The sequence below is a fragment of the Pseudomonas sp. B21-009 genome, assembly GCF_024749345.1.
Lineage (GTDB): Bacteria > Pseudomonadota > Gammaproteobacteria > Pseudomonadales > Pseudomonadaceae > Aquipseudomonas.
Genome location: NZ_CP087199.1, coordinates 5,871,976 through 5,897,256, shown reverse-complemented (window position 1 = coordinate 5,897,256; position 25,281 = coordinate 5,871,976). Strand labels below are relative to the sequence as shown.

Annotated in this window: 27 protein-coding genes; 25 read left to right on the top strand and 2 right to left on the bottom strand. The window is 58.3% G+C overall.

The features are described from left to right. Positions 1 to 592 precede the first annotated feature (592 nt). The 5 genes from rpmH to mnmE all read left to right on the top strand — a co-directional run bounded on the left by rpmH (position 593) and on the right by mnmE (position 4,522). Positions 593 to 727, top strand: coding sequence for a 50S ribosomal protein L34 (gene rpmH / locus LOY34_RS27360; protein ID WP_002551315.1), 135 nt, complete (start codon positions 593 to 595; stop codon positions 725 to 727). A gap of 13 nt (positions 728 to 740) precedes the next feature. Then, entirely contained in the window at positions 741 to 1,145 is a 405-nt protein-coding gene (gene rnpA, locus LOY34_RS27355; protein WP_213604342.1) for a ribonuclease P protein component, read from the top strand. After that, positions 1,138 to 1,383 carry a membrane protein insertion efficiency factor YidD gene (yidD, locus tag LOY34_RS27350; RefSeq protein WP_080764817.1) on the top strand — a complete coding sequence of 82 codons (246 nt, stop codon included), beginning with the start codon at positions 1,138 to 1,140 and terminating at the stop codon, positions 1,381 to 1,383. The genes rnpA and yidD overlap by 8 nt, the downstream gene beginning before the upstream one ends. A gap of 2 nt (positions 1,384 to 1,385) precedes the next feature. After that, complete coding sequence (yidC, locus tag LOY34_RS27345) at positions 1,386 to 3,068, top strand: membrane protein insertase YidC (RefSeq protein WP_045199395.1); 1,683 nt, start codon at positions 1,386 to 1,388, stop codon at positions 3,066 to 3,068. Positions 3,069 to 3,151: 83 nt separating this feature from the next. After that, positions 3,152 to 4,522 carry a tRNA uridine-5-carboxymethylaminomethyl(34) synthesis GTPase MnmE gene (mnmE, locus tag LOY34_RS27340; RefSeq protein WP_195885354.1) on the top strand — a complete coding sequence of 457 codons (1,371 nt, stop codon included), beginning with the start codon at positions 3,152 to 3,154 and terminating at the stop codon, positions 4,520 to 4,522. A gap of 159 nt (positions 4,523 to 4,681) precedes the next feature. Here mnmE and LOY34_RS27335 read toward each other — a convergent pair whose 3' ends face one another. Next, positions 4,682 to 4,939: a hypothetical protein gene (locus LOY34_RS27335; protein ID WP_258664132.1), complete on the bottom strand. Its 258-nt coding sequence runs from the start codon at positions 4,937 to 4,939 to the stop codon at positions 4,682 to 4,684. Positions 4,940 to 5,040: 101 nt separating this feature from the next. Between LOY34_RS27335 and mnmG the strand changes: the two genes are divergently transcribed. The 16 genes from mnmG to glmS all read left to right on the top strand — a co-directional run bounded on the left by mnmG (position 5,041) and on the right by glmS (position 20,825). Further along, positions 5,041 to 6,933, top strand: a complete 1,893-nt coding sequence (gene mnmG / locus LOY34_RS27330; protein ID WP_045199648.1) for a tRNA uridine-5-carboxymethylaminomethyl(34) synthesis enzyme MnmG — start codon at positions 5,041 to 5,043, stop codon at positions 6,931 to 6,933. Continuing rightward, positions 6,930 to 7,574 carry a 16S rRNA (guanine(527)-N(7))-methyltransferase RsmG gene (rsmG, locus tag LOY34_RS27325; protein ID WP_045199399.1) on the top strand — a complete coding sequence of 215 codons (645 nt, stop codon included), beginning with the start codon at positions 6,930 to 6,932 and terminating at the stop codon, positions 7,572 to 7,574. The genes mnmG and rsmG overlap by 4 nt, the downstream gene beginning before the upstream one ends. An 18-nt stretch (positions 7,575 to 7,592) precedes the next feature. Next, positions 7,593 to 8,384 (top strand): ParA family protein, encoded by a 792-nt coding sequence (locus tag LOY34_RS27320; protein ID WP_010222720.1) that lies wholly within the window; start codon positions 7,593 to 7,595, stop codon positions 8,382 to 8,384. Positions 8,385 to 8,393: 9 nt separating this feature from the next. Beyond that, on the top strand, positions 8,394 to 9,266 hold the full coding sequence (locus tag LOY34_RS27315; protein ID WP_045199401.1) for a ParB/RepB/Spo0J family partition protein: 873 nt from the start codon (positions 8,394 to 8,396) through the stop codon (positions 9,264 to 9,266). A gap of 149 nt (positions 9,267 to 9,415) precedes the next feature. Next, a complete protein-coding gene (locus LOY34_RS27310) occupies positions 9,416 to 9,823 on the top strand; it encodes a F0F1 ATP synthase subunit I (protein WP_010222722.1) in 408 nt (135 codons plus the stop codon). Positions 9,824 to 9,839: 16 nt separating this feature from the next. Beyond that, positions 9,840 to 10,709 carry a F0F1 ATP synthase subunit A gene (atpB, locus tag LOY34_RS27305; protein ID WP_045199403.1) on the top strand — a complete coding sequence of 290 codons (870 nt, stop codon included), beginning with the start codon at positions 9,840 to 9,842 and terminating at the stop codon, positions 10,707 to 10,709. 143 nt (positions 10,710 to 10,852) lie between these two features. Further along, positions 10,853 to 11,110 (top strand): F0F1 ATP synthase subunit C, encoded by a 258-nt coding sequence (gene atpE, locus LOY34_RS27300; RefSeq protein ID WP_003097235.1) that lies wholly within the window; start codon positions 10,853 to 10,855, stop codon positions 11,108 to 11,110. A 57-nt stretch (positions 11,111 to 11,167) separates the two neighbouring features. Continuing rightward, on the top strand, positions 11,168 to 11,638 hold the full coding sequence (locus LOY34_RS27295; protein WP_010222733.1) for a F0F1 ATP synthase subunit B: 471 nt from the start codon (positions 11,168 to 11,170) through the stop codon (positions 11,636 to 11,638). Positions 11,639 to 11,650: 12 nt separating this feature from the next. Next, complete coding sequence (locus tag LOY34_RS27290; protein WP_045199409.1) at positions 11,651 to 12,187, top strand: F0F1 ATP synthase subunit delta; 537 nt, start codon at positions 11,651 to 11,653, stop codon at positions 12,185 to 12,187. A gap of 21 nt (positions 12,188 to 12,208) precedes the next feature. Continuing rightward, complete coding sequence (gene atpA / locus LOY34_RS27285) at positions 12,209 to 13,753, top strand: F0F1 ATP synthase subunit alpha (RefSeq protein ID WP_010222735.1); 1,545 nt, start codon at positions 12,209 to 12,211, stop codon at positions 13,751 to 13,753. 50 nt (positions 13,754 to 13,803) lie between these two features. Beyond that, positions 13,804 to 14,664, top strand: coding sequence for a F0F1 ATP synthase subunit gamma (atpG, locus tag LOY34_RS27280; protein WP_045199412.1), 861 nt, complete (start codon positions 13,804 to 13,806; stop codon positions 14,662 to 14,664). A 27-nt stretch (positions 14,665 to 14,691) separates the two neighbouring features. Further along, positions 14,692 to 16,068, top strand: a complete 1,377-nt coding sequence (gene atpD / locus LOY34_RS27275; protein WP_045199413.1) for a F0F1 ATP synthase subunit beta — start codon at positions 14,692 to 14,694, stop codon at positions 16,066 to 16,068. A 44-nt stretch (positions 16,069 to 16,112) separates the two neighbouring features. Next, a complete protein-coding gene (locus tag LOY34_RS27270) occupies positions 16,113 to 16,532 on the top strand; it encodes a F0F1 ATP synthase subunit epsilon (RefSeq protein ID WP_195885353.1) in 420 nt (139 codons plus the stop codon). Positions 16,533 to 16,655: 123 nt separating this feature from the next. After that, on the top strand, positions 16,656 to 18,023 hold the full coding sequence (glmU, locus tag LOY34_RS27265) for a bifunctional UDP-N-acetylglucosamine diphosphorylase/glucosamine-1-phosphate N-acetyltransferase GlmU (protein ID WP_195885352.1): 1,368 nt from the start codon (positions 16,656 to 16,658) through the stop codon (positions 18,021 to 18,023). Positions 18,024 to 18,210: 187 nt separating this feature from the next. Further along, entirely contained in the window at positions 18,211 to 18,990 is a 780-nt protein-coding gene (locus tag LOY34_RS27260) for a DeoR/GlpR family DNA-binding transcription regulator (RefSeq protein ID WP_045199419.1), read from the top strand. After that, entirely contained in the window at positions 18,990 to 20,825 is a 1,836-nt protein-coding gene (gene glmS, locus LOY34_RS27255; RefSeq protein ID WP_093377784.1) for a glutamine--fructose-6-phosphate transaminase (isomerizing), read from the top strand. Before LOY34_RS27260 ends, glmS begins: the two co-directional genes overlap by 1 nt. Positions 20,826 to 20,984: 159 nt before the next feature. Here glmS and LOY34_RS27250 read toward each other — a convergent pair whose 3' ends face one another. Continuing rightward, entirely contained in the window at positions 20,985 to 21,788 is an 804-nt protein-coding gene (locus LOY34_RS27250) for a helix-turn-helix domain-containing protein (RefSeq protein WP_195885351.1), read from the bottom strand. 109 nt (positions 21,789 to 21,897) lie between these two features. Between LOY34_RS27250 and LOY34_RS27245 the strand changes: the two genes are divergently transcribed. The 4 genes from LOY34_RS27245 to LOY34_RS27230 are packed head-to-tail and all read left to right on the top strand — an operon-like array spanning position 21,898 to position 25,202. Next, positions 21,898 to 22,086, top strand: a complete 189-nt coding sequence (locus LOY34_RS27245; RefSeq protein ID WP_195885350.1) for a DUF1656 domain-containing protein — start codon at positions 21,898 to 21,900, stop codon at positions 22,084 to 22,086. A 10-nt stretch (positions 22,087 to 22,096) separates the two neighbouring features. Continuing rightward, on the top strand, positions 22,097 to 23,008 hold the full coding sequence (locus tag LOY34_RS27240; RefSeq protein WP_195885349.1) for an HlyD family secretion protein: 912 nt from the start codon (positions 22,097 to 22,099) through the stop codon (positions 23,006 to 23,008). Further along, positions 23,008 to 25,017, top strand: a complete 2,010-nt coding sequence (locus tag LOY34_RS27235) for an FUSC family protein (RefSeq protein ID WP_195885348.1) — start codon at positions 23,008 to 23,010, stop codon at positions 25,015 to 25,017. Before LOY34_RS27240 ends, LOY34_RS27235 begins: the two co-directional genes overlap by 1 nt. Then, the gene (locus LOY34_RS27230) at positions 25,014 to 25,202 is read left to right on the top strand and encodes a hypothetical protein (RefSeq protein WP_195885347.1); all 189 of its coding nucleotides are present in this window, start codon (positions 25,014 to 25,016) and stop codon (positions 25,200 to 25,202) included. The genes LOY34_RS27235 and LOY34_RS27230 overlap by 4 nt, the downstream gene beginning before the upstream one ends. The last annotated feature ends 79 nt before the right edge of the window (positions 25,203 to 25,281 follow it).

The window sequence follows — 25,281 nt, the reverse complement described above, 5'->3', positions numbered from 1 at the left end:
GGATATCCCCTGAGTTGAAAGCCGGTGAGGCAAAAACAAGCGCCCATTGTACCGAGCGCCAGCGCAGTTATCCACATGCAGCTGCGTTGAGGATGGCGATAAATCAGCAGTTTAGTGACCAAAATGTCGTTTTGAGCTTGTGAATAAGCCCTGTGGATAACCGACCCTGAGGTCTTTGCACAACTGGGGGTCGAAATCGGTGGATAACCCGCCTGTGGATAACAGGCCATTTGATCCACAGCTTTTCCGAGGCTACAGCACAGTCAGAGCACCTCTTCTCGACAGAGTTTCTTTTCTCTGTACATACGATATTTAAAGGGCTGTAGCGTGTTATCCACAGAAATCTTCCACATAAGCTTTATAAGATTCACTAAAAAGCTTTAAATAAGTCCTCTCTTTTTTTCTATGTTTAAGTGATCCGTTACTCGCAACCTGTCAGCACACCCCGAGCGGTGCCTGGAACGAAGCCGATTTTCCGTCCATAAGGAAAAGCTGGTTGGAAATTGACCTACGGCCCTGCTTTCTCTAGAATCGCCGGTCTCTTAAAACGGGGGCCATTCCGGCCCGTTGTCGACGAACCAGGTAACACGCCATGAAACGTACTTTCCAACCAAGCACCATCAAGCGCGCTCGCACTCACGGTTTCCGTGCCCGTATGGCCACCAAGAACGGTCGTGCCGTTCTGTCGCGTCGCCGTGCCAAAGGCCGTAAGCGCCTGGCAGTTTGATTTTTCGGCACTGGTGGTGAGTCAGGACTTCAGTCGGGAAAAGCGTCTGCTTGTTCCCCGACACTTCAAAGCGGTCTTCGACTCCCCAACCGGCAAGGTTCCAGGGAAATGCCTGCTGATCCTTGCTCGCGAGAACGGTCTTGATCATCCCCGCCTGGGGCTTGTGATCGGGAAAAAGAGCGTCAAGCTCTCCGTTCAACGCAATCGCCTGAAACGCCTGATGCGCGATTCGTTTCGCCTGAACCAGCATTCGCTTGTTGGTTGGGATATCGTGATCGTCGCGCGCAAAGGGTTGGGCGAGATTGAAAACCCAGAATTGCACCAACATTTTGGCAAGCTCTGGAAGCGCCTTGCACGCAGTCGGCCCGCTCCAGTGGTTAACACCGACTCTGTGGGGGTAGACAGTCAAGATGCGTAAACTGGCGCTCGTTCCGATCCAGTTTTACCGCTATGCCATTAGTCCACTGATGGCCAGTCACTGTCGTTTCTACCCCAGTTGCTCCTGCTATGCGTACGAAGCCATCGAAACACATGGCCTTTTACGCGGCGGGTGGCTTACCGTTCGTCGCCTGGGGCGTTGTCATCCGTGGAATGCCGGTGGTTTTGACCCGGTTCCACCTGCCTCCTCTTCCCGTACTTCTTCGATAGCCGAGTAATCATGGATATTAAACGCACGATCCTGATCGTCGCCCTGGCAATCGTGTCCTACGTCATGGTCCTTAACTGGAACCAGGACTATGGCCAGGCTGCCCTGCCGACTCAGAATACTGCTGCCAGCAACGTTGCCCCGGCCCTGCCGGACACCGCGCAGGCCGGTAACACTGGCGCCAGCGCCGATGTACCGAGCGCCAACGCTGAATCCAGCCCAGCAGAACTTGCCCCGGTAGTGGTCAGCAAGGACCTGATTCGGGTCAAGACTGATGTCCTCGATCTGGCTATCGATCCAAACGGTGGTGATATCGCCCAGCTGACGCTGCCGAAATACCCACGCCGCCAGGATCATCCGGACATTCCGTTCCAGTTGTTCGACAACGGTGGCGAGCGTACTTACCTGGCACAGAGCGGTCTGACTGGCGCCAACGGCCCGGATGCGCGTTCGTCCGGCCGTCCGCTGTATGCCGCTGATCAGAAAAGTTTCCAACTGGCCGATGGTCAGGACCAACTGGTCGTCGACCTGAAGTTCAGCGATGCCGGCGTCAACTACATCAAGCGCTTCAGCTTCAAGCGCGGTGAGTACGACCTGACCGTCACCTACCTGATCGACAACCAGAGCGCCCAGCCCTGGACCGGTAACCTGTTCGCGCAACTCAAGCGCGACGCGAGCTCGGATCCTTCCTCGAGCACCGCAACCGGTACCGCGACTTATCTCGGTGCGGCCCTGTGGACAAGTTCAGAGCCCTACAAAAAGGTGTCGATGAAAGACATCGACAAGGGAAATCTGAAAGAAAATGTTACCGGCGGCTGGGTTGCCTGGCTGCAGCACTACTTTGTAACTGCCTGGATTCCAAACAAGTCTGACAACAACATCGTTCAGACCCGTAAAGACAGCCAGGGCAACTACATCATCGGTTTCACCGGCCCGGCACTGAACGTTGCCGCTGGTGGCAAAGGCGAAACCAGCACCATGCTGTACGCCGGTCCCAAGATCCAGGAGAAGCTCAAAGAGTTGTCCCCAGGTCTGGAACTGACCGTCGACTACGGCATCCTGTGGTTCATTGCCCAGCCAATCTTCTGGCTGCTGCAACATATCCACAGCCTGCTCGGCAACTGGGGCTGGTCGATCATCGTCCTGACCATGCTGATCAAAGGTCTGTTCTTCCCGCTGTCGGCTGCCAGCTACCGTTCGATGGCGCGCATGCGTGCCGTTGCGCCGAAACTGGCAATCCTCAAAGAGCAGCATGGCGATGACCGGCAGAAAATGTCGCAAGCCATGATGGAGCTGTACAAGAAAGAGAAGATCAACCCGCTGGGCGGCTGCCTGCCGATCCTGGTGCAGATGCCGGTCTTCCTCTCGCTGTACTGGGTTCTGCTGGAAAGCGTCGAGATGCGTCAGGCGCCGTGGATGTTCTGGATCACTGACCTGTCGATCAAGGATCCGTTCTTCATCCTGCCGATCATCATGGGCGCGACCATGTTCATCCAGCAGCAGCTGAACCCTACTCCGCCGGATCCGATGCAGGCCAAGGTGATGAAGCTGATGCCAATCATCTTCACCTTCTTCTTCCTGTGGTTCCCTGCAGGTCTGGTGCTGTACTGGGTTGTGAACAACTGCCTGTCGATCGCACAGCAGTGGTACATCACCCGCAGCATCGAAAAGGCTACCAAGAAAGCCGCTGCTTGACGGGTTAGCCAGCTAACCTGTGGATAAACGCCCCCTCGTGGGGCGTTTTGCTATCTGTCGTTTTTGTCGTGAGGCCTTCGAGCATGAACACTGTGCGTGAAACCATTGCCGCCATCGCTACCGCCCAGGGACGTGGGGGTGTGGGGATCGTGCGGCTATCCGGGCCTCTGGCCAAACAAGCCGGGCTGGCCATCTGTGGAAAACCGCTAACACCACGGCACGCCCATTACGGCCCGTTCCGCGCGGAAGATGGCCTGGTGCTGGATGAAGGCATCGCGCTGTTTTTCCCCGGGCCCAACTCTTTCACCGGTGAAGACGTGCTGGAGCTGCAGGGCCACGGCGGCCCGGTGGTGCTCGATATGCTCCTGCAGCGCTGTGTACAACTGGGTTGCCGCCTGGCGCGCCCGGGTGAATTCAGCGAGCGTGCGTTCCTCAATGACAAACTCGACCTGGCCCAGGCCGAGGCAATCGCCGACCTGATCGAAGCCAGTTCTGCACAGGCGGCGCGTAATGCCTTGCGCTCGCTGCAGGGCGAATTTTCCCGTCGTGTGGATAACCTCACGGAGAAATTGATCAGCCTGCGCATCTACGTGGAAGCTGCGATCGACTTCCCCGAGGAAGAAATCGACTTTCTCGCCGACGGTCATGTGCTGAGCATGCTCGATGACGTGCGCAATAATTTATCCACAGTGCAGCGTGAAGCCGGGCAGGGCGCCTTGCTGCGTGACGGCATGACAGTGGTGATTGCCGGCCGGCCGAATGCCGGCAAGTCGAGCCTGCTTAACGTACTGGCGGGTCGCGAGGCAGCGATTGTCACCGATATCGCCGGTACCACCCGGGACATCCTGCGCGAACATATCCACATCGACGGTATGCCGCTGCATGTGGTCGACACCGCCGGGTTGCGCGACACCGACGATCATGTGGAAAAGATCGGTGTGCAGCGCGCCCTCAAGGCCATCAACGAAGCCGACCGGGTGTTGCTGGTGGTGGATTCCACAGCGCCGGAAGCCAGTGATCCGTTTGCCCTGTGGCCGGAATTCCTCGATCTGCGTCCGGATCCGGCCAAGGTCACGCTGATTCGCAACAAGGCTGACCTGAGCGGCGAAGCCATTGCCATGGAGCAGAGCGAAGATGGCCACGTCACCATTACCCTCAGTGCCAAGGACAGCGACATGGGCCTGGAGCTGCTGCGCGAGCACCTGAAGGCCTGCATGGGTTATGAACAGACTGCCGAAAGCAGCTTCAGCGCCCGCAGGCGCCATCTGGAGGCATTGCGCCAGGCTAGCGCGCACCTGGAGCACGGTCGTGCGCAGCTGACCCTGGCCGGTGCGGGGGAGCTGCTGGCAGAGGATCTACGCCAGGCACAACAGGCCCTGGGTGAAATTACCGGGGCTTTCAGCTCCGATGACTTGCTCGGGCGAATCTTCTCCAGCTTCTGCATCGGCAAGTAAAGGTCGTTATCCACAGCCGGGTCTGCAACGGACCCGGCTGCAGCATCAAATTTTCACCAATCCTCTCTCCTGGTCAGTACAGCCACAGTGCTCGTGCTGTACTCACTCCTGCGTGTCTATCCACAATTCTCTGAAATAAGCCCTGTGGAAAACCCACCTTCAGCTCCGTTGATAACTGGCCTTCAAAGCTGGAGATAACTGCGCTTGTGGGTAACTGGCCATTTCATCCACAGGCTTAAAGCGCTTATCCAGAACGCTCATGCCCGGTAGACCACAGGGTTTTGAATCTCTGTACATAAGGTAAATAAAGGCCTGTAGAAGCTTATCCACAGAAAGGTGGCTGACTAAGAATAAACATAAAAACAAAGCTTTAATAAATTTCTCTCTTTTAATTTCTATTGCACGCCATTCATCCACAGCCTGGTTAAATTTTGTGCAAAAGGTTCCTTTAGAGGGGGGTAAGTCCCTATACTTGTGCGTTATCCCTATCTATTCCCGAAACAGGCACGAGGTGCGTGGTGGATTTCCCTTCCCGTTTTGAAGTGATCGTCATCGGCGGCGGCCATGCCGGTACCGAGGCTGCGCTTGCGTCTGCACGCATGGGTGTAAAAACCCTGCTGCTGACCCACAACGTGGAAACCCTCGGTCATATGAGTTGCAACCCGGCCATCGGTGGCATCGGCAAGAGCCACCTGGTCAAGGAAATCGATGCGCTCGGCGGTGCCATGGCACTGGCCACTGACAAGAGCGGTATCCAGTTCCGTGTGTTGAACAACCGCAAAGGCCCGGCCGTGCGCGCTACTCGCGCCCAGGCCGACCGCGCCATCTACAAATCGGTGGTGCGCGAGATTCTCGAGAACCAGCCCAACCTGTGGATATTCCAGCAGTCGTGCGACGACCTGATCGTCGAGCAGGACCAGGTACGCGGCGTGGTGACACAAATGGGTCTGCGTTTTCTCGCCGACTCCGTGGTATTGACCACCGGCACCTTCCTCGGCGGACTTATCCACATCGGTTTGCAGAATTACTCCGGTGGCCGTGCCGGCGATCCGCCATCGATTGCCCTGGCGCGCCGCCTGCGGGAACTGCCGCTGCGTGTTGGCCGGCTGAAAACCGGCACGCCGCCACGCATCGATGGTCGCTCGGTGGATTTCTCGGTCATGACCGAGCAACCGGGGGATACGCCGATTCCGGTGATGTCGTTCATGGGCTCCAAGGAACAGCACCCGCGTCAGGTCAGCTGCTGGATTACCCATACCAACGCCCGTACCCACGAAATCATTGCCTCGAACCTCGATCGTTCGCCGATGTACTCCGGCGTCATCGAAGGCATCGGCCCGCGCTATTGCCCGTCGATCGAAGACAAGATCCACCGCTTTGCCGACAAGGAAAGCCACCAGGTGTTCATCGAGCCGGAAGGCCTGAACACCCACGAGCTGTACCCGAACGGGATATCCACATCCTTGCCGTTCGATGTGCAGTTGCAGATCGTGCGTTCGATCCGCGGCATGGAAAACGCCCACATCGTGCGCCCGGGCTATGCCATCGAGTACGACTACTTCGATCCGCGTGATCTCAAGTACAGCCTGGAAACCAAGGTCATCGGCGGCCTGTTCTTTGCTGGCCAGATCAACGGCACCACCGGTTACGAAGAAGCCGGCGCCCAGGGTTTGCTTGCCGGGACCAACGCCGCGTTGCGCGCCCAGGGCCGTGAAAGCTGGTGCCCGCGTCGCGACGAGGCGTATATCGGTGTGCTGGTCGACGACCTGATTACCCTGGGTACCCAGGAGCCCTACCGTATGTTCACTTCGCGGGCCGAGTACCGGCTGATCCTGCGCGAAGACAACGCCGACCTGCGCCTGACCGAAAAAGGCCGCGAGCTGGGCTTGGTGGATGACGCGCGCTGGGCCGCATTCAGCGCCAAGCGCGAAGGCATTGCCCTGGAAGAGCAGCGCCTGAAGTCCACCTGGGTACGCCCAGACACCGCGCAAGGCCAGGCCATTGCCGAAAAATTCGGCACGCCGTTGAGCCATGAATACAACCTGCTCAACCTGCTGACCCGTCCGGAAATCGATTACGCCGGGCTGATGGAAGTCACCGGCGGCTCGGATATCGACCCACAAGTGGCCGAACAGGTCGAGATCAAAACCAAATACGCCGGCTACATCGACCGGCAACAGGAAGAAATCGCCCGGCTGCGCGCCAGCGAAGACACCCGCCTGCCCGACGATATCGACTACAGCGGTATTTCCGGGTTGTCCAAGGAAATCCAGGGCAAGCTCGGCCAGACCCGGCCCGAGACCCTGGGCCAGGCTTCGCGTATCCCCGGCGTGACCCCGGCGGCGATTTCCCTGTTGCTGATTCATCTGAAAAAACGCGGCGCAGGCCGCGAGTTGGAGCAAAGCGCTTGAGTTCTCAGGTCACCCCTCAACACGCCGAAGAGTTGTCCACAGGCGCCCGCCAGCTCGGTGTCGAGCTGAGCGAGGCCCAGCACGCACAACTGCTGGCCTACCTGGCCTTGCTGATCAAGTGGAACAAGGCCTACAACCTGACCGCCGTGCGCAATCCGGATGAAATGGTGTCCCGCCATCTGCTCGACAGCCTCAGCGTCATGCCGTTTATCCACAGCGAGCGCTGGCTGGATGTCGGCAGCGGCGGTGGCATGCCGGGCATTCCATTGGCTATCCTGCATCCGCACAAGCAAGTCACGGTGCTCGACAGCAACGGCAAGAAAACCCGCTTCCTGACCCAGGTAAAGCTGGAGCTCAAACTGGATAACCTCACAGTTATCCACAAGCGGGTCGAGGAGTTCCAACCGGAGCTGCCTTTCACCGGAATTGTTTCCCGTGCTTTCAGCAGCATGGAGAACTTCACCAACTGGACGCGCCACCTCGGCGACGCCCAGACGCAGTGGCTGGCAATGAAAGGGCTGCATCCTGCCGATGAGCTGGTAGCATTGCCGGCAGATTTCAGAGTGGATAGCGAGCAGGCCTTGACCGTTCCGGGTTGCCAAGGCCAACGCCATCTGCTGATACTGCGCCGCACGGCATGATTGGGAACACAAGCAAGAATGGCTAAGGTATTCGCTATCGCGAACCAGAAAGGTGGTGTGGGCAAAACCACCACCTGTATCAATCTCGCAGCATCGCTGGTGGCAACCAAGCGCCGCGTGCTGCTGATCGATCTCGATCCACAGGGCAACGCCACCATGGGTAGCGGTGTGGATAAACACGTCCTGGAACATTCGGTCTATGACCTGTTGATCGGCGAATGCGACCTGGCCCAGGCCATGCACTTCTCCGAGCACGGCGGCTATCAACTGCTGCCGGCCAACCGCGACCTGACCGCTGCCGAAGTGGTTCTGCTGGAAATGCAGATGAAGGAGAGCCGCCTGCGCACCGCGCTGGCGCCGATCCGCGAGAATTACGACTACATCCTGATCGACTGCCCGCCGTCGCTGTCGATGCTGACCCTCAACGCCCTGGTCGCCGCCGATGGCGTGATCATTCCGATGCAATGTGAATACTTTGCCCTGGAAGGCTTGAGCGACCTTGTGGATAACATCAAGCGGATCGGTGAGCGTCTGAACCCGCAGCTCAAGGTCGAAGGCCTGCTGCGGACCATGTACGACCCGCGCCTGAGCCTGATCAACGATGTGTCCGCGCAGCTCAAGGAACACTTCGGCGACCAGCTGTACGACACCGTGATTCCACGCAACATCCGCCTGGCCGAGGCCCCGAGCTTCGGCATGCCGGCCCTGGCCTACGACAAGCAATCGCGTGGCGCCCTGGCGTACCTGGCCCTGGCCGGGGAACTGGTTCGTCGCCAACGTCGTCAAACCCGCACTGCACAGACAACTTAAGGAATCCGCATGGCCGTTAAGAAACGGGGTCTCGGACGTGGGTTGGATGCACTGCTCAGTGGTCCGACCGTCAGCGCGCTCGAAGAGCAGGCTGTCCAGGTCGACCAAAAGGAACTGCAACACCTGCCGCTCGACCTGATCCAGCGCGGCAAGTACCAGCCGCGCCGGGACATGGACCCGCAGGCACTGGAAGAACTCGCCCACTCGATCAAGAGCCAGGGCGTGATGCAGCCGATCGTGGTGCGCCCGATCGCCGACAACAAATTCGAGATCATCGCCGGTGAACGCCGCTGGCGCGCGAGCCAGCAGGCCGGCATGGACACCATCCCGGCCATGGTCCGCGATGTGCCCGATGAAGCGGCCATCGCCATGGCCCTGATCGAGAACATCCAGCGCGAAGACCTCAACCCGGTGGAAGAGGCCATTGCCCTGCAGCGCCTGCAGCAGGAGTTCCAGCTGACCCAGCAACAGGTCGCCGATGCCGTGGGCAAGTCGCGGGTCACCGTGGCCAACTTGCTGCGCCTGATCTCGTTGCCGGAAGTGATCAAGACCATGCTGTCCCACGGCGATCTGGAGATGGGTCACGCCCGGGCATTGCTCGGATTGCCGGATGAACAGCAGGTCGACGGGGCGCGTCACGTTGTCGCACGCGGCCTGACCGTACGCCAGACCGAAGCACTGGTTCGCCAGTGGCTCAACGGCAAGCCTGAGGCTGCAGAACCTGCCAAGCCGGACCCGGACATCACCCGCCTTGAACAGCGTCTGGCAGAGCGTCTGGGCTCGGCCGTACAGATTCGCCACGGCAACAAGGGCAAGGGCCAGTTAGTTATTCGTTACAACTCACTAGATGAGTTGCAAGGTGTCCTTGCTCACATCCGCTGAAACAATTCCTTTTGTAGCGCGCAGTCGGAAATCACTACCCGGCAGTTGAATAGGGGTTAATCCGCCCCTATACTCTGCGCGCATTTTGTCGGCACAAATTATGCCAAGTCATAGCTGACTGGTTGGTCGACTTTCGAGGAGCAGTTGTGATGGAAACCCGCACGCCAAACCGCTTGCCTTTCCATCGCTGGGCGGTTTTTCCGGTACTGTTGGCTCAATGTGTCGTGTTTCTGCTGGCAACTTTGGCGTTGTGGCAGTGGCACGGGGCGGTCAGTGGATATTCGGCACTCTGCGGAGGGCTGATTGCCTGGCTGCCGAATGTGTATTTCGCCTGGAAGGCTTTTCGGTATACCGGAGCCAGGGCAGCGCAGGCCATCGTCAAGTCGTTCTACGCTGGCGAGGCAGGCAAATTGATTTTGACGGCAGTGCTTTTTGCACTGACGTTTGCAGGAGTGAAGCCATTGGCGCCGTTAGCAGTCTTCGGTGTCTTTCTGCTGACCCAGTTGGTCAGCTGGTTCGCGCCCCTGCTGATGAATATAAGACTTTCGAGACCTTAGGGCGTTTGAGGCAACCATGGCAGCAGAAACCGCTTCGGGCTATATCCAGCACCACTTGCAGAACCTGACCTTCGGTCAACTACCAGACGGCGGTTGGGGCTTTGCCCATTCCGCAGCAGAAGCCAAGGCAATGGGCTTCTGGGCTTTCCACCTGGACACCCTGGGTTGGTCGGTCGCACTGGGTCTGCTGTTCGTATTCCTGTTCCGCATGGCAGCCAAGAAGGCGACTTCCGGCCAGCCTGGCGGCCTGCAGAACTTCGTAGAAGTGCTGGTTGAGTTCGTCGACGGCAGCGTCAAGGACAGCTTCCACGGCCGCAGCCCGGTGATCGCCCCACTGGCGCTGACCATTTTCGTCTGGGTCTTCCTGATGAACGCCGTCGACCTGATCCCGGTCGACTGGATTCCACAGCTGGCCATCCTGATCTCCGGTGATCCGCACATTCCGTTCCGTGCCGTTTCGACCACCGACCCGAACGCGACCCTGGCCATGGCCTTCAGCGTGTTCGCCCTGATCATTTTCTACAGCATCAAGGTCAAGGGCATCGGCGGCTTCCTCGGCGAACTGACCCTGCACCCGTTCGGCAGCAAGAACATCTTCGTTCAGATCCTGCTGATTCCGGTCAACTTCCTGCTCGAATTCGTCACCCTGATTGCCAAGCCAATCTCGCTGGCCCTGCGTCTGTTCGGCAACATGTATGCCGGCGAACTGGTGTTCATCCTGATTGCCGTGATGTTCGGCAGCGGCCTGCTCTGGCTCAGCGGCCTGGGCGTGGTGCTGCAGTGGGCGTGGGCTGTGTTCCACATCCTGATCATCACCCTGCAAGCGTTCATCTTCATGATGCTTACCATCGTCTACCTGTCGATGGCTCACGAAGATAACCATTAAGACCGCCTGGCGTGTCTGATGACCCTTCCGCCAGCACGGGGGAGGGTCGAAAAAGTCCGCAAGGGCAGCTGTACCAAACGATTTTGTTTTACCGCTTCAAACTAAAAAACCTAACCAATACGACGTAAAAGTCGGGAGGAAAGATGGAAACTGTAGTTGGTCTTACCGCTATCGCTGTTGCTCTGCTGATCGGCCTGGGTGCTCTGGGTACCGCCATTGGTTTCGGCCTGCTGGGCGGCAAGTTCCTGGAAGGCGCTGCTCGTCAGCCAGAGATGGTTCCAATGCTGCAAGTTAAAATGTTCATCGTTGCCGGTCTGCTCGACGCCGTAACCATGATCGGTGTTGGTATCGCTCTGTTCTTCACCTTCGCTAATCCCTTCGTTGGTCAAATCGCCGGCTAATCACTCGAATTCTCGAGTGGTTTGGTGTGATGGACAAAGAACGAGCGAGGTGTTGGCGTGAACATTAATGCAACCCTGATTGGTCAGTCCGTTGCGTTCTTCATTTTTGTGCTGTTCTGCATGAAGTTCGTGTGGCCTCCGGTCATCGCGGCATTGCAAGAACGTCAGAAGAAGATCGCGGATGGACTGGACGCTGCCAACCGAGCAGCTCGCGACCTGGAGTTGGCCCAAGACAAAGCGGGTCAGCAACTGCGCGAAGCGAAAGCTCAGGCAGCCGAAATCATTGAGCAAGCCAAGAAGCGCGGTGCTCAGATCGTCGAGGAAGCCCGTGATCAGGCCCGCGTCGAAGCTGACCGTGTGAAGGCTCAGGCTCAGGCCGAGATCGAACAGGAAATTAACGGTGTCAAAGACGCCCTGCGTGCCCAAGTGGGTCTGCTGGCTGTCGGCGGTGCTGAAAAGATCCTTGGCGCCACAATCGATCAAAACGCGCATGCGGAGCTGGTTAATAAACTGGCCGCTGAAATTTAAGCGAGGGCGATCATGGCAGAACTGACCACGTTGGCCCGACCTTACGCTAAGGCGGCCTTTGAGCACGCCCAGGCCCATCAGCAACTGGCCAATTGGTCAGCCATGCTCGGCCTGGCTGCTGCAGTGTCGGAAGACGACACGATGCAGCGCCTGCTCAAGGCCCCGCGACTGACGAGCGCAGAAAAGGCCGCCACGTTTATTGACGTGTGCGGTGACAAGTTCGATGCACAGGCACAGAATTTCATTCATGTTGCCGCGGAAAACGACCGTCTCCTGCTGTTGCCGGAGATTTCGGCTTTGTTCGACCTGTACAAGGCTGAACAAGAGAAATCCGTGGACGTGGAAGTCACTAGTGCTTTTGCGTTGGACCAAGAACAGCAAGACAAACTCGCCAAGGTTCTCAGTGCACGGCTCAGCCGGGAAGTGCGCCTGCATGCGACGGAGGACGCCTCCCTTATCGGTGGTGTCGTGATCCGCGCCGGCGACCTGGTAATCGATGGCTCGGTTCGCGGCAAAATCGCGAAACTGGCCGAAGCATTGAAATCTTGAGTTTGAAGGGGCAGCAGAGCAATGCAGCAACTCAATCCTTCCGAAATTAGTGAAATCATCAAGGGTCGCATCGAGAAACTCGACGTGACCTCCCAAGCCCGCAACGAGGGTACCGTCGTCAGCGTTTCTGACGGTATCGTGCGGATTCACGGTCTGGCCGACGTCATGTACGGCGAAATGATCGAGTTTCCAGGTGGCGTGTTCGGTATGGCCCTCAACCTGGAGCAAGACTCCGTTGGTGCGGTAATCCTGGGCGCCTACGACACCCTCGCTGAAGGCATGAGCGCCAAGTGCACCGGCCGCATCCTCGAAGTTCCAGTTGGTAAGGAACTGCTGGGTCGCGTTGTTGACGCACTGGGCAACCCAATCGACGGCAAAGGCCCTCTGGGCAACACCGAGACCGACGCGGTCGAGAAAGTTGCTCCGGGCGTGATCTGGCGTAAGTCGGTAGACCAGCCTGTACAGACTGGCTACAAATCCGTCGACGCCATGATCCCGGTCGGCCGTGGCCAGCGCGAGCTGATCATCGGTGACCGTCAGATCGGTAAGACCGCCATGGCGATCGACGCCATCATCAACCAGAAAGACTCCGGTATTTTCTGTGTTTATGTTGCTGTCGGCCAGAAGCGTTCCACCGTTGCCAACATCGTTCGCAAGCTGGAAGAAAACGGCGCCCTGGCCAACACCATCGTGGTGGTTGCCAGTGCTTCGGAATCCGCCGCACTGCAATTCCTGGCGCCATACGCCGGTTGCACCATGGGCGAGTTCTTCCGTGACCGCGGTGAAGACGCGCTGATCGTATACGATGACCTGTCCAAGCAGGCCGTTGCCTACCGTCAGATCTCCCTGCTGCTGCGCCGTCCACCAGGACGTGAAGCGTACCCAGGTGACGTGTTCTATCTCCACTCCCGTCTGCTGGAGCGTGCATCGCGCGTTTCCGAAGAGTACGTCGAGAAGTTCACCAACGGTGCTGTAACTGGCAAGACCGGTTCCCTGACCGCACTGCCGATCATCGAAACCCAGGCTGGCGACGTTTCCGCGTTCGTTCCGACCAACGTGATTTCCATCACCGACGGTCAGATCTTCCTGGAATCGGCCATGTTCAACTCGGGCATCCGCCCTGCAGTGAACGCCGGTGTTTCGGTATCCCGTGTGGGTGGTGCCGCTCAGACCAAGATCATCAAGAAGCTCTCCGGTGGTATCCGTACCGCTCTGGCTCAGTACCGTGAACTGGCGGCATTCGCCCAGTTCGCTTCTGACCTGGACGAAGCCACCCGTAAGCAACTCGAACACGGTCAACGTGTTACCGAGCTGATGAAGCAGAAGCAATACGCTCCAATGTCCATCGCGGACATGGCGCTGTCGCTGTATGCCGCTGAGCGTGGGTTCCTGACCGACGTTGAAATCGCCAAGATCGGTAGCTTCGAACAAGCACTGATCGCTTACTTCAACCGTGATCACGCCGAACTGATGGCGAAGATCAACGTGAAGGGTGACTTCAACGACGAAATCGACGCTGGCATCAAAGCCGGTATCGAGAAGTTCAAGGCCACCCAAACCTGGTAAGCCGCAGCGGGGGCTTTGCGGCCCCCGCTTGCTAACCTGATAGGTGTTACATGGCAGGCGCAAAAGAGATTCGCAGTAAGATTGCGAGCATCAAAAGCACGCAAAAAATTACCAGCGCCATGGAAAAAGTGGCGGTCAGTAAAATGCGCAAGGCACAAATGCGCATGGCTGCTAGCCGTCCTTACGCGGAGCGTATCCGCCAGGTTATCGGTCATCTGGCCAACGCCAACCCGGAATACCGCCACCCCTTCATGATCGAACGCGAAGTAAAGCGCGTCGGTTATGTCGTCGTGAGCAGTGACCGTGGTCTGTGCGGTGGCTTGAACACCAACCTGTTCAAGGCCCTGGTCAAGGACATGGCGGTCAACCGCGAGCAAGGTATCGAGATCGATCTTTGCGTGGTTGGCAGCAAGGGTGCGGCGTTTTTCCGCAGCTTCGGCGGTAACGTCGTTGCAGCGATCAGCCACCTGGGCGAAGAGCCGTCGATCAATGATCTGATCGGCAGCGTCAAGGTCATGCTGGACGCTTACCTGGATGGTCGTATCGATCGTCTGTCCGTGGTATCGAACAAGTTCGTCAATACCATGACGCAAACCCCAACGGTCGAGCAGTTGATTCCGTTGGTTGCAACCCCGGATCAAGAACTCAAGCACCACTGGGACTACCTCTACGAACCTGACGCCAAAGAGCTGCTGGACGGCCTGATGGTGCGTTACGTGGAGTCGCAGGTCTACCAGGCGGTGGTCGAGAACAACGCAGCTGAACAAGCTGCCCGGATGATCGCGATGAAGAACGCCACCGACAACGCCGGTGACCTGATCAGCGAATTGCAGCTGATCTACAACAAGGCGCGTCAGGCTGCGATCACCCAAGAGATCTCGGAAATCGTCGGCGGCGCTGCCGCGGTTTAACGGTTCAAATATTCAGAGGATCCAGCTATGAGTAGCGGACGTATCGTTCAAATCATCGGCGCCGTCATCGACGTGGAATTCCCACGTGACGCCGTGCCGAGTGTTTACAACGCGCTGAAAGTAGTAGGCGCGGAAACCACCCTGGAAGTTCAGCAGCAGCTGGGCGACGGCGTGGTTCGTACCATTGCGATGGGCTCGACCGAAGGCTTGAAGCGCGGTCTGGACGTTACAGACACCGGCGCAGCCATCTCCGTACCAGTCGGTAAAGCGACCCTGGGCCGGATCATGGACGTACTGGGTAACCCGATCGACGAAGCTGGCCCGATCGGTGAAGAAGAGCGCTGGGGTATCCACCGCGACGCTCCTTCGTTCGCTGACCAGGCAGGCGGCAACGACCTGCTGGAAACCGGCATCAAGGTTATCGACCTGGTTTGCCCGTTCGCCAAGGGTGGTAAAGTCGGTCTGTTCGGTGGTGCCGGTGTAGGCAAAACCGTAAACATGATGGAACTGATCCGTAACATCGCCATCGAGCACAGCGGTTATTCCGTGTTCGCCGGTGTGGGTGAGCGTACTCGTGAGGGTAACGACTTCTACCACGAGATGAAGGACTCCAACGTTCTCGACAAAGTAGCACTGGTCTACGGTCAGATGAACGAGCCACCAGGAAACCGTCTGCGCGTAGCGCTGACCGGCCTGACCATGGCTGAGAAGTTCCGTGACGAAGGTAACGACGTTCTGCTGTTCGTCGACAACATCTATCGTTACACCCTGGCCGGTACCGAAGTATCCGCACTGCTGGGCCGTATGCCTTCGGCAGTAGGTTACCAGCCGACCCTGGCTGAAGAGATGGGCGTTCTGCAAGAGCGTATCACTTCGACCAAGGAAGGTTCGATCACCTCGATCCAGGCCGTATACGTACCTGCGGACGACCTGACCGACCCGTCGCCAGCGACCACCTTCGCCCACTTGGACGCTACCGTCGTACTGTCCCGTGACATCGCCTCCCTGGGTATCTACCCAGCGGTCGATCCACTGGACTCGACTTCGCGCCAGCTGGACCCGAACGTGATCGGCAACGAGCACTACGACACCGCTCGTGGCGTTCAGTATGTTCTGCAGCGCTACAAAGAGCTGAAGGACATCATCGCCATCCTCGGTATGGACGAACTGTCCGAAGCCGACAAGCAGCTGGTATCGCGCGCTCGTAAGATCCAGCGCTTCCTGTCCCAGCCGTTCTTCGTGGCCGAAGTCTTCACCGGTTCTCCAGGCAAATACGTTTCCCTGAAAGACACCATTGCAGGCTTCAGCGGCATCCTCAAAGGTGACTACGACCACCTGCCAGAACAAGCGTTCTACATGGTCGGCAGCATCGAAGAAGCCGTCGAGAAAGCCAAGAAACTGTAATCCCGGCGCCCCGCAAGGGGCGCTAATCAGGTTGAGGCAAGCAGATGGCTATGACAGTCCATTGCGATATCGTCAGCGCGGAAGGGGAAATTTTCTCCGGTCTGGTCGAGATGGTGATTGCGCACGGCAACCTGGGTGATCTTGGTATCGCTCCAGGCCACGCCCCGCTGATCACTAATCTGAAGCCAGGTCCGATCACGCTGACCAAGCAGGGTGGCGCCCAAGAGGTGTTCTACATCTCTGGTGGTTTCCTCGAGGTTCAGCCGAACATGGTCAAGGTGCTTGCCGATACCGTGCAACGTGCCAGCGACCTGGATGAAGCTCAGGCTCAGGAAGCCCTCAAGGCTGCCGAGAACGCCCTGAACGAAAAAGGCGCGGAGTTCGACTACGGCGCCGCTGCCGCACGTCTGGCCGAGGCCGCAGCCCAGCTGCGTACCGTCCAGCAAATGCGCAAAGGCAAGTAATCTGGCCCTGGCCGATCACTTCCATTGCGATTGAGTTAAAGGGTAGCCTCGGCTACCCTTTTTCTTTTTCCGAATTTCTTCTTCTGGTCACAGCGCTGACCTTCCAGGATTGGTAGCCAGTCAATGTCTCTCGATATCGTAATTCTCGCCGCCGGCCAAGGTACCCGCATGCGCTCGGCGCTGCCCAAGGTACTGCATCCGGTCGCCGGCGACTCCATGCTCGGCCATGTTATCCACAGCGCCCGCCAGTTGCAGCCGCAGGGCATTCATGTGGTGATCGGGCACGGTGCGGAGCTGGTACGTGAGCGCCTGGCCGCCGATGACCTGAACTTCGTCCTCCAGGACAAACAACTGGGTACCGGCCACGCCGTCGCCCAGGCGCTGCCGGCGTTGAATGCCGAAACCGTGCTGATCCTCTACGGCGATGTTCCGCTGATCGAAGTCGATACCCTCAAGCGCCTGCTCGCCAAGGTCACCCCACAGCAGCTCGGCCTGCTGACCGTGACCCTGGATGACCCGACCGGCTATGGCCGCATCGTCCGTGATGGCCAGGGCCAGGTGGCGGCGATCGTCGAGCACAAAGATGCCAGCGACGCACAGAAAGCCATCAACGAAGGCAACACCGGTATTCTCGCCGTCCCGGGCGCGCGCCTGGCTGACTGGCTGGGCCGTCTGTCGAACAACAACGCCCAGGGCGAGTACTACCTCACTGACGTCATCGCCATGGCTGTAGCCGATGGTCTGGTGGTTGCGACCGAGCAGCCGCTGGACCCGATGGAAGTGCAGGGCGCCAATGACCGTCGTCAGCTTGCCGAGCTGGAGCGTCACTACCAGTTGCGCGCAGGCCGCAGTCTGATGGCCCAGGGTGTGACCCTGCGTGACCCGGCGCGCTTCGATGTGCGCGGTGAGGTGACCGTTGGTCGCGATGTGCTCATCGATATCAACGTGATCCTTGAAGGCCGCGTGGTGATCGAAGACGACGTGGTCATCGGCCCGAACTGCGTGATCAAGAACAGCACCCTGCGCAAAGGCGTGGTGGTCAAAGCCAACAGCCACCTGGAAGGCGCAATCATGGGTGAGGGCAGCGATGCCGGCCCGTTTGCCCGCCTGCGCCCTGGCAGCGTGCTCGACGCTCGCGCCCATGTGGGTAACTTTGTTGAACTGAAGAACGCCCACCTCGGTGAAGGCGCCAAGGCCGGTCACCTGACTTATCTGGGCGATGCCGAGGTCGGCGCACGCACCAACATCGGTGCCGGTACCATCACCTGCAACTACGATGGCGCCAACAAGTTCAAGACAGTACTTGGCGCAGACGTGTTCATCGGTTCGAACAACTCATTGGTCGCGCCTGTGGATATCCTCGACGGCGCTACCACTGCCGCCGGTTCGACCATTACTCAGAACGTCGAGGCGGCGCAGCTGGCAGTCGGTCGTGCGCGTCAGCGCAACATCGATGGCTGGAAGCGGCCGGAGAAGCTCAAAAAGAGCTGAGTTACTCACAGCTAACAGAAAGGGCCGACTGCATTGTGCATAAGTCGGCCTTTTTCGTTCTGTGGATAAAATTTTGCTGCTATGCAAGTTATTCACAGGAAGATTTTTTCTCCGCTGTTCTTGACGCATCAGCCACTATAGGTTTTGATTGGCATCATTATCTTTCGAATCGAAACTTAAACGCGCCATGTCGAAACGTAACACCCCCCAACGACGTCATAACATCCTGGCTTTGCTCAATGAGCAGGGCGAGGTGAGCGTCGACGCCTTGGCCAAGCGTTTCGAAACCTCCGAAGTGACCATTCGCAAGGACCTCGCAGCCCTCGAAGCCAATGGCCTGCTGTTGCGCCGCTACGGTGGGGCAGTGACCCTGCCGCAGGAACTGTTTACCGAACAGGGCCAGCCGGTTTCGCTTTATAAACAAGCGATCGCCAAGGCTGCCGTAGGCCGTATCCGCGAACATGCCCGCATCATCATCGACAGCGGCAGCACCACCGCCGCGATGATCCCGCAGCTGGGTCATCAACCGGGCCTGGTGGTCATGACCAACTCGTTGAATGTGGCCCGCGCCCTTAGCGAGCTGGAGCATGAGCCGGTACTGTTGATGACCGGCGGTACCTGGGACCCGCATTCCGAATCGTTCCAGGGCCAGGTGGCCGAGCAGGTACTACGCTCATACGACTTCGACCAACTGTTCATTGGCGCCGACGGCATTGACCTGGCGCGCGGCACCACCACGTTCAACGAACTGCTGGGCCTGAGCCGGGTGATGGCTGAAGTCGCCCGGGAAGTGATCGTCATGGTCGAGTCCGACAAGGTCGGGCGCAAGATTCCCAACCTTGAGCTGCCCTGGAGCAGCGTCAACACCCTGATTACCGATGAGCGCCTGCCCCATGAGGCACGCGTACAGATTGAAGCCCGCGGCATCAACGTGATTTGCGCCGCTATCACCCAGGAGCATGAATAATGTGTGGAATCGTTGGTGCCGTCGCCGAACGTAACATCACAACCATTCTGATCGAAGGCCTCAAGCGCCTCGAGTACCGCGGCTATGACAGCGCAGGTCTGGCCGTCTTCACCCAGCAGGGCAACCTTGAGCGCCGTCGCCGTATCGGCAAGGTCAGCGAGCTGGAAGCCGCCGTTGCCGCCGAACCGCTGGCTGGCAACCTGGGTATCGCCCACACCCGTTGGGCGACTCACGGCGCGCCAACCGAACACAATGCCCACCCGCATTTCTCTGGTCATGAACTGGCAGTGGTGCACAACGGCATCATCGAGAACCACGAAGAACTGCGTGAACAGCTCAAGGGCCTGGGTTACGTCTTCAGCTCCGAGACCGACACCGAGGTGATCGTTCACTTGCTGGCGCACACCCTCAAAACCTTGCCGGACCTGGCCGATGCCCTCAAGGCTACAGTCAAGCAACTGCATGGCGCCTACGGCCTGGCCGTGATCAGCGCCAAGCAGCCTGACCGTTTGCTGGCCGCTCGCAGCGGTAGCCCGCTGGTAATCGGCCTGGGCCACGGTGAGAACTTCCTGGCTTCCGACCAGTTGGCCCTGCGCCAGGTTACCGACCGCTTCATGTACCTGGAAGAGGGCGACATCGCCGAAATTCGCCGCGACCAGGTCACCATCTGGGACGTCGCCGGCACTGCAGTGCAGCGCGAGACCGTGCAGTACCACGAAGGTGCCGAAGCTGCCGACAAGGGCGCCTACCGTCACTTCATGCTCAAGGAAATCCACGAGCAACCAACCGTGGTGCAACGCACCCTGGAAGGCCGCCTGGGCAAGGACCACGTCATGGTCCAGGCCTTCGGCCCGCAAGCTGCCGAGCTGTTCGCCAAGGTGCGCAATGTACAGATCGTTGCCTGCGGCACCAGCTACCACGCCGGCATGGTTGCCCGTTACTGGCTGGAAAGCCTGGCCGGTATCCCTTGCCAGGTCGAAGTCGCCAGTGAGTTCCGCTATCGCAAGGTGGTGGTGCAGCCGGACACCCTGTTCGTCTCGATCTCGCAGTCGGGTGAAACCGCCGACACCCTGGCCGCCCTGCGCAACGCCAAGGAGCTGGGCTTCCTCGGCAGCCTGGCGATCTGCAACGTCGGCATCAGCTCGCTGGTGCGCGAGTCGGACCTGACCCTGCTGACCCAGGCCGGCCCGGAAATCGGCGTGGCCTCGACCAAGGCCTTCACCACCCAGCTGGTCTCGCTGATGCTGCTGACCCTGTCTCTGGGCCAGGTGCGCGGTACCTTGGCCGCCGGTGTCGAGGCCGAGCTGGTGGAAGAACTGCGTCGCCTGCCAACTCGCCTGGGCGAAGCCCTGGCCATGGATGCGATCGTCGAGAAGACCGCCGAACTGTTCGCCGACAAGCACCACACTCTGTTCCTGGGCCGCGGCGCGCAATTCCCGGTAGCCATGGAAGGTGCGCTCAAACTCAAAGAGATCTCCTACATCCACGCCGAAGCCTACCCGGCCGGCGAGCTCAAGCATGGCCCGCTGGCGCTGGTCGACAGCGACATGCCAGTAGTCACCGTGGCGCCGAACAACGAGCTGCTGGAAAAGCTCAAGTCCAACCTGCAGGAAGTCCGTGCCCGCGGCGGCGAGCTGATCGTCTTCGCCGACGAGCAGGCTGGCATGAGCAATGGCGAAGGCACCCACGTGATCGCCGTGCCGCACATCATCGACGCCCTGGCGCCGATCCTCTACACCATTCCGCTGCAGTTGCTGTCTTACTACGTCGCTGTGCTCAAGGGCACCGACGTCGACCAGCCGCGTAACCTGGCGAAATCGGTAACTGTCGAGTAACCATTGCTGCGGTGATGTCCGGATGGTTCTAGAGAATTAAAACTGTCGCGGATGAAGGGAGCCGCCGCTGGCTCCCTTCTTCGACGTGCCCTTCCTCTCTCCTGTTGCGCTTGCCGCAACCCTGGTTCGACTCTTGCCGGCCATGTTTTAGCCTATGTGCTATCTCAGTTTTTGACTCACGATCGCTTCACGAACATAGCGAGCTGGTGAGTTTCCAAGCGTTTTGCGAAACATGCTGATGAACGAGCTGACAGACTCATAGCCCAACGCTTCGGCGGTACTCTGCACCGATGCGCCCTCGACCAAGTGCTGCAAAGCAACGATTATCTGCCATTGTTTACGCCAATGTCCGAAGCTAAGGCCCGTCTCGTTTTTGATCAGCCGCGCAAGGGTCCGCTCACTCATGGCAACCCTGTCCGCCCATTCGGCCACTGTCACACGACTGGCAGGGGCCTCAGCCAAGGCGCTAGCAATCTGCCGCACTTGCGGGCTCTTGGGTAGCGGTAGATAAAACCGCTCAGCAGGTGCTTGTTCCAGGAGCTCAAGTAGCACCCCAGCAAGCCGCGCAATCTGGCCATCGGCAGGATAATCGTTAGGGCCACCTGCCAGATACAAAACCAACTCCAGGATGAGTGGGCTCAATGCCAGGGTGCAGCAATGCTCCGGAAGCTGAGCGATGCCTGGCTCTATGAACAGCAAGCAGATCTTGCCGTTGGCCGTTACACGGTTGCTATGAACCGTTCCACTTGGAACCCATACGCCAAAGCCTGGCGGCACCATCCATAAGCCATCTTCGATGGTGCATACGTTTCCCCCTTTCAATGCCACGATCAGTTGGCCCTTGCGGTGGTAGTGGACAGGTACCTCAGTGTCGTTTTGTTGAGACTCGATCAGCAAGGCCACAGCCGGCTGCGCAAGTGAATCAGGATCATGAAGATCCAGAGGGAAAGCGGTCGTAGCCACCCAGTGCCACCCCTGTCTGAATTTGATTATTTATTGTCTTGATAGTCCATATCGGATTCAAGCTGCATTTTCTACGATGCGCTGACTTGGCCAGCAACAGGTGCGATCCATGCTCAGCGAGTTCTCCTTTGCCAACGTGTACTTCCCGCCACTGTTCATCTACCTGCTGGTAGCAACGGTGTTCTATCTCATTTTGGAAAGGATGGCGCGACGTTGGTTGGACCTGATGTGGCATCCAAACCTGCTCCGATTCTTCCTGTCGGTGTCCTTGCTTTCTCTGCTGGTCATCAAATTCTGAAGAGGCGTCGATGAATCACGTAGTGAGATTGTTCAAGTTCCTGGCCACCCTGGTTGTTGGTGCCTTTTCACTCTATTTCGGCCTGTCACTTTGGAATGCTTATGTACTGGCACCATGGACCCGGGATGGCCGCATTAGTGCTCAGGTTATCCGGATCGCTCCCGAGGTATCGGGCAGCATCGAGCGGGTTTGGGTCGGTGATAACCAGTGGGTGCAGAAGGGCGAACTGATGTACAGCATCGATGCTCGAAGCTATGCCCTGGCAGTCGATCAAAAAGCCGCCGAACTGGCCGAGGTCAAGGAGGTGTTCCAGCAGCGCAACGAAGAGCTACGCCGCCGGAAGCTGCTGGTAGGTGTAGTGCCCAAGGAAGAGATCGATAACGCTGTACGCACCCGTGCAATCGCCAACGCTCGGCTGAACATTGCACAGGCCCAGTTGGCACAGGCTCAACTGGAACTACAACGCACCAAGATCTTTGCACCCGTAGATGGCTATGTCACCCAACTGCGTCTACAACCCGGTGATTATGCCGTTGCAGGTGGCACCAACATGTTCGTTGTCGACAGCAAGAGTTTCTGGGTCACCGGCTATTTCGAGGAAACCAAACTCACAAATATTCCTCTTGGGGCCCATGCCAAGGTCAAGCTCATGGGGTTCTCGCCGCTGCTATCCGGTCATGTGTCGAGCATAGGACGGGGAGTCTCCGATACCAATGAAGTGCGGGCGCAGAACGGTTTACCTCAGGTAAGCCCGACGTTCAGCTGGATTCGACTGGCCCAGAGATTGCCGGTGCGCATTGAAATTGACCACATCCCGGAGGGCGTGGAGCTTGCAGCAGGCATGACCGCAAGTATTGAGGTGGACCAGGCTGGTGCACCAAACCATCGGCGTCTGACTCATTGGCTCCAGGAGTTTCTGTAATGGGCGCCGTAGCTATAGGTAAACGGTTTGGCGCATTGCCCTTGCCCTTTACATCTTCTACAAGCCTGTATGTCTTGCGCAGTTGCATGGCAGCAGCGCTGGCATTGTGCGTAGGTCTCTACCTGCATCTGGACTCGCCATTCTCCGCGGCCTCTACCGTGCTCCTGCTGGTCAATCCCGTTCAGGGAGCTGTGGTTGGCAAAGGTCTGCATCGTATCGCCGGCACGCTGGTAGGTGCCGTAGCCGCATTCGTTCTGGTGGCGTGTTTCGCCCAGCAAATGATCCTCATGATAGTGGGCGTTGGGATATGGCTTGGGCTATGTGTAGCCGCTATGTCGGTAGTTCGGCATTACTTCGCAACTACCGCCGTCGTGGCCGGCTACACCGTTTGCCTGGCGTTAGGGCCAGCCATCACCGAACCTCAGATCAGCTTTGAACACATCGTCTCCCGTGCCACTGCGGTGGTGGTCGGGGCTATTAGTCTGACTCTGGTTACCGTCCTTTTCAGTCGCAAGACAGTCGAGGCTCGCATACGCGACACCGTGGTCAGCTTGTGCGTCAAGGCTGCAGCGTTGATTGCAGAGAAATACGCACAACCTGCAGATGAGCAGGCGCATCGCAAACGCCTTGTCCTCGCGGCAGAGATCAACAAGGTGGACGATCTCCTTGGCCTGGGTCGAGGTGAATCCTGGGTCATCAGTGACAATTTGAAAGCTATCAGGTCTGGCTCGGCTTACCTGCAATCTGCACTGCTGGAACATGAGTTGCCTGCCGACTTGTCAGTACTGGAATCAACAAATGCAGTTTCGGCAACGGGCCTTCAGCTTGCTTCGGTAAGCAGGGCATTAAGCGAACACTCTTTGAGCCTGGCAGAGGCCAAGGTCCGGGTTCGAACCATTCGCGACGAGCTAGCAAGCAAAACAGCTTCGGCTGCCCAAGCGAGTCATCCAGAGCAACGTACCCTCCTTGCGTTCAGGCGCTTGGACGAGCAGTTGGAAGAGTTCGCTTTGGCCCTGGAAGGCTTTTCTTCCCTAGAGCAAGAAACTGCTCATGTTCATCGCCCATTTCGCTTTCATCGCCATTACGCCGACGGCCTGCGTAACGGGATCAGAGCCCTTCTGGCAACTTTGCTGGCAGCTGCTGTCTGGTACATAAGTGGTTGGGACCAAGGCCCGACCCTGCTGGCAGTTCTGGGGCCCTACTGCACACTGATCGCTGCAATGCCCACCCCCGAAAAAGGCACCGAAAGCTTTCTACGGGGGACGCTGTATGCGATTCCCGCAGCGCTCGCTTGCAAGTTCCTCATCCTGCCGCAGATCAATGGTCTGCCACTGCTGCTGGTCAGCCTGAGCCTTTTCTGGTCGTTCGGCATTCACGCGACTACCTTGCCTTCACGCGCTTTCCAGGGGGTAGCTTTTCTGATCGCCTTCAACACACTGGTATCTACCACTCTCGTACCCGCCTATGACTTCAATGACTTCGCGAATCAGTCTGTTTCATGGATCATCGCTTTGGGTATTTGTCTGCTTGCGTACCAGCTGCTGCCAAAACGAAATGACAGGAATTTCAATGGGCTAGTTGACGCCCTTCATCGCGAGACCCTGGTATTGCTTCGACAGGGTGCCGCCGGTAGTGATCACTCATGGCAGGTGCGCCAGCAGCACCGGCTCGCCTCGTTGGCTGCGCTGGCCCCAGCAACACTCGATAGCCAGCATCAACACGAGTACCTGGGCAGATTGTCACTGCAACTAGCGCGTGAACTGCGGCGGGTGCATGCCGACCTGAAGCAGCTTGACCCTCAAGACCCGATCGCGCAGCTCATCGGCGCTGGATTGAGCCGCCTCGCTCGCTCCCCACAACGCTACCCCCGGATGATCCTTCAATCACACCGAACCGCAAATTCATTGCGTCGGCTTGGGGCGATGCATTTCGCTGCGATCTTCGATGATTTGGCCTGGTTGTTGGGGCAGTACAGACACGTTCAAAGCAAAAAAGTGAGGTCCTCATGAAACTGGTTAGCTCAATCCTGCTTGCTCTCTTGCTCCTCAGCCCGCTTAGCCAAGCATCAGATGGTGCAGAGGCATTGGAGCGATGGCACCAAAAATTCAAAGAGGAGCGTGGTCAGGACAAAGGTCAGACCGAAAAGAAGCCAATTGCGCCAACGACTTCGAACACCAGTAAAAAAACAGACTGACCTGCGCCACTTCCGGTATTCCAGAACGATCACGTGAATACTCTGCTACAGAAGTTAATCGCGGTTCGAACAGAGATAA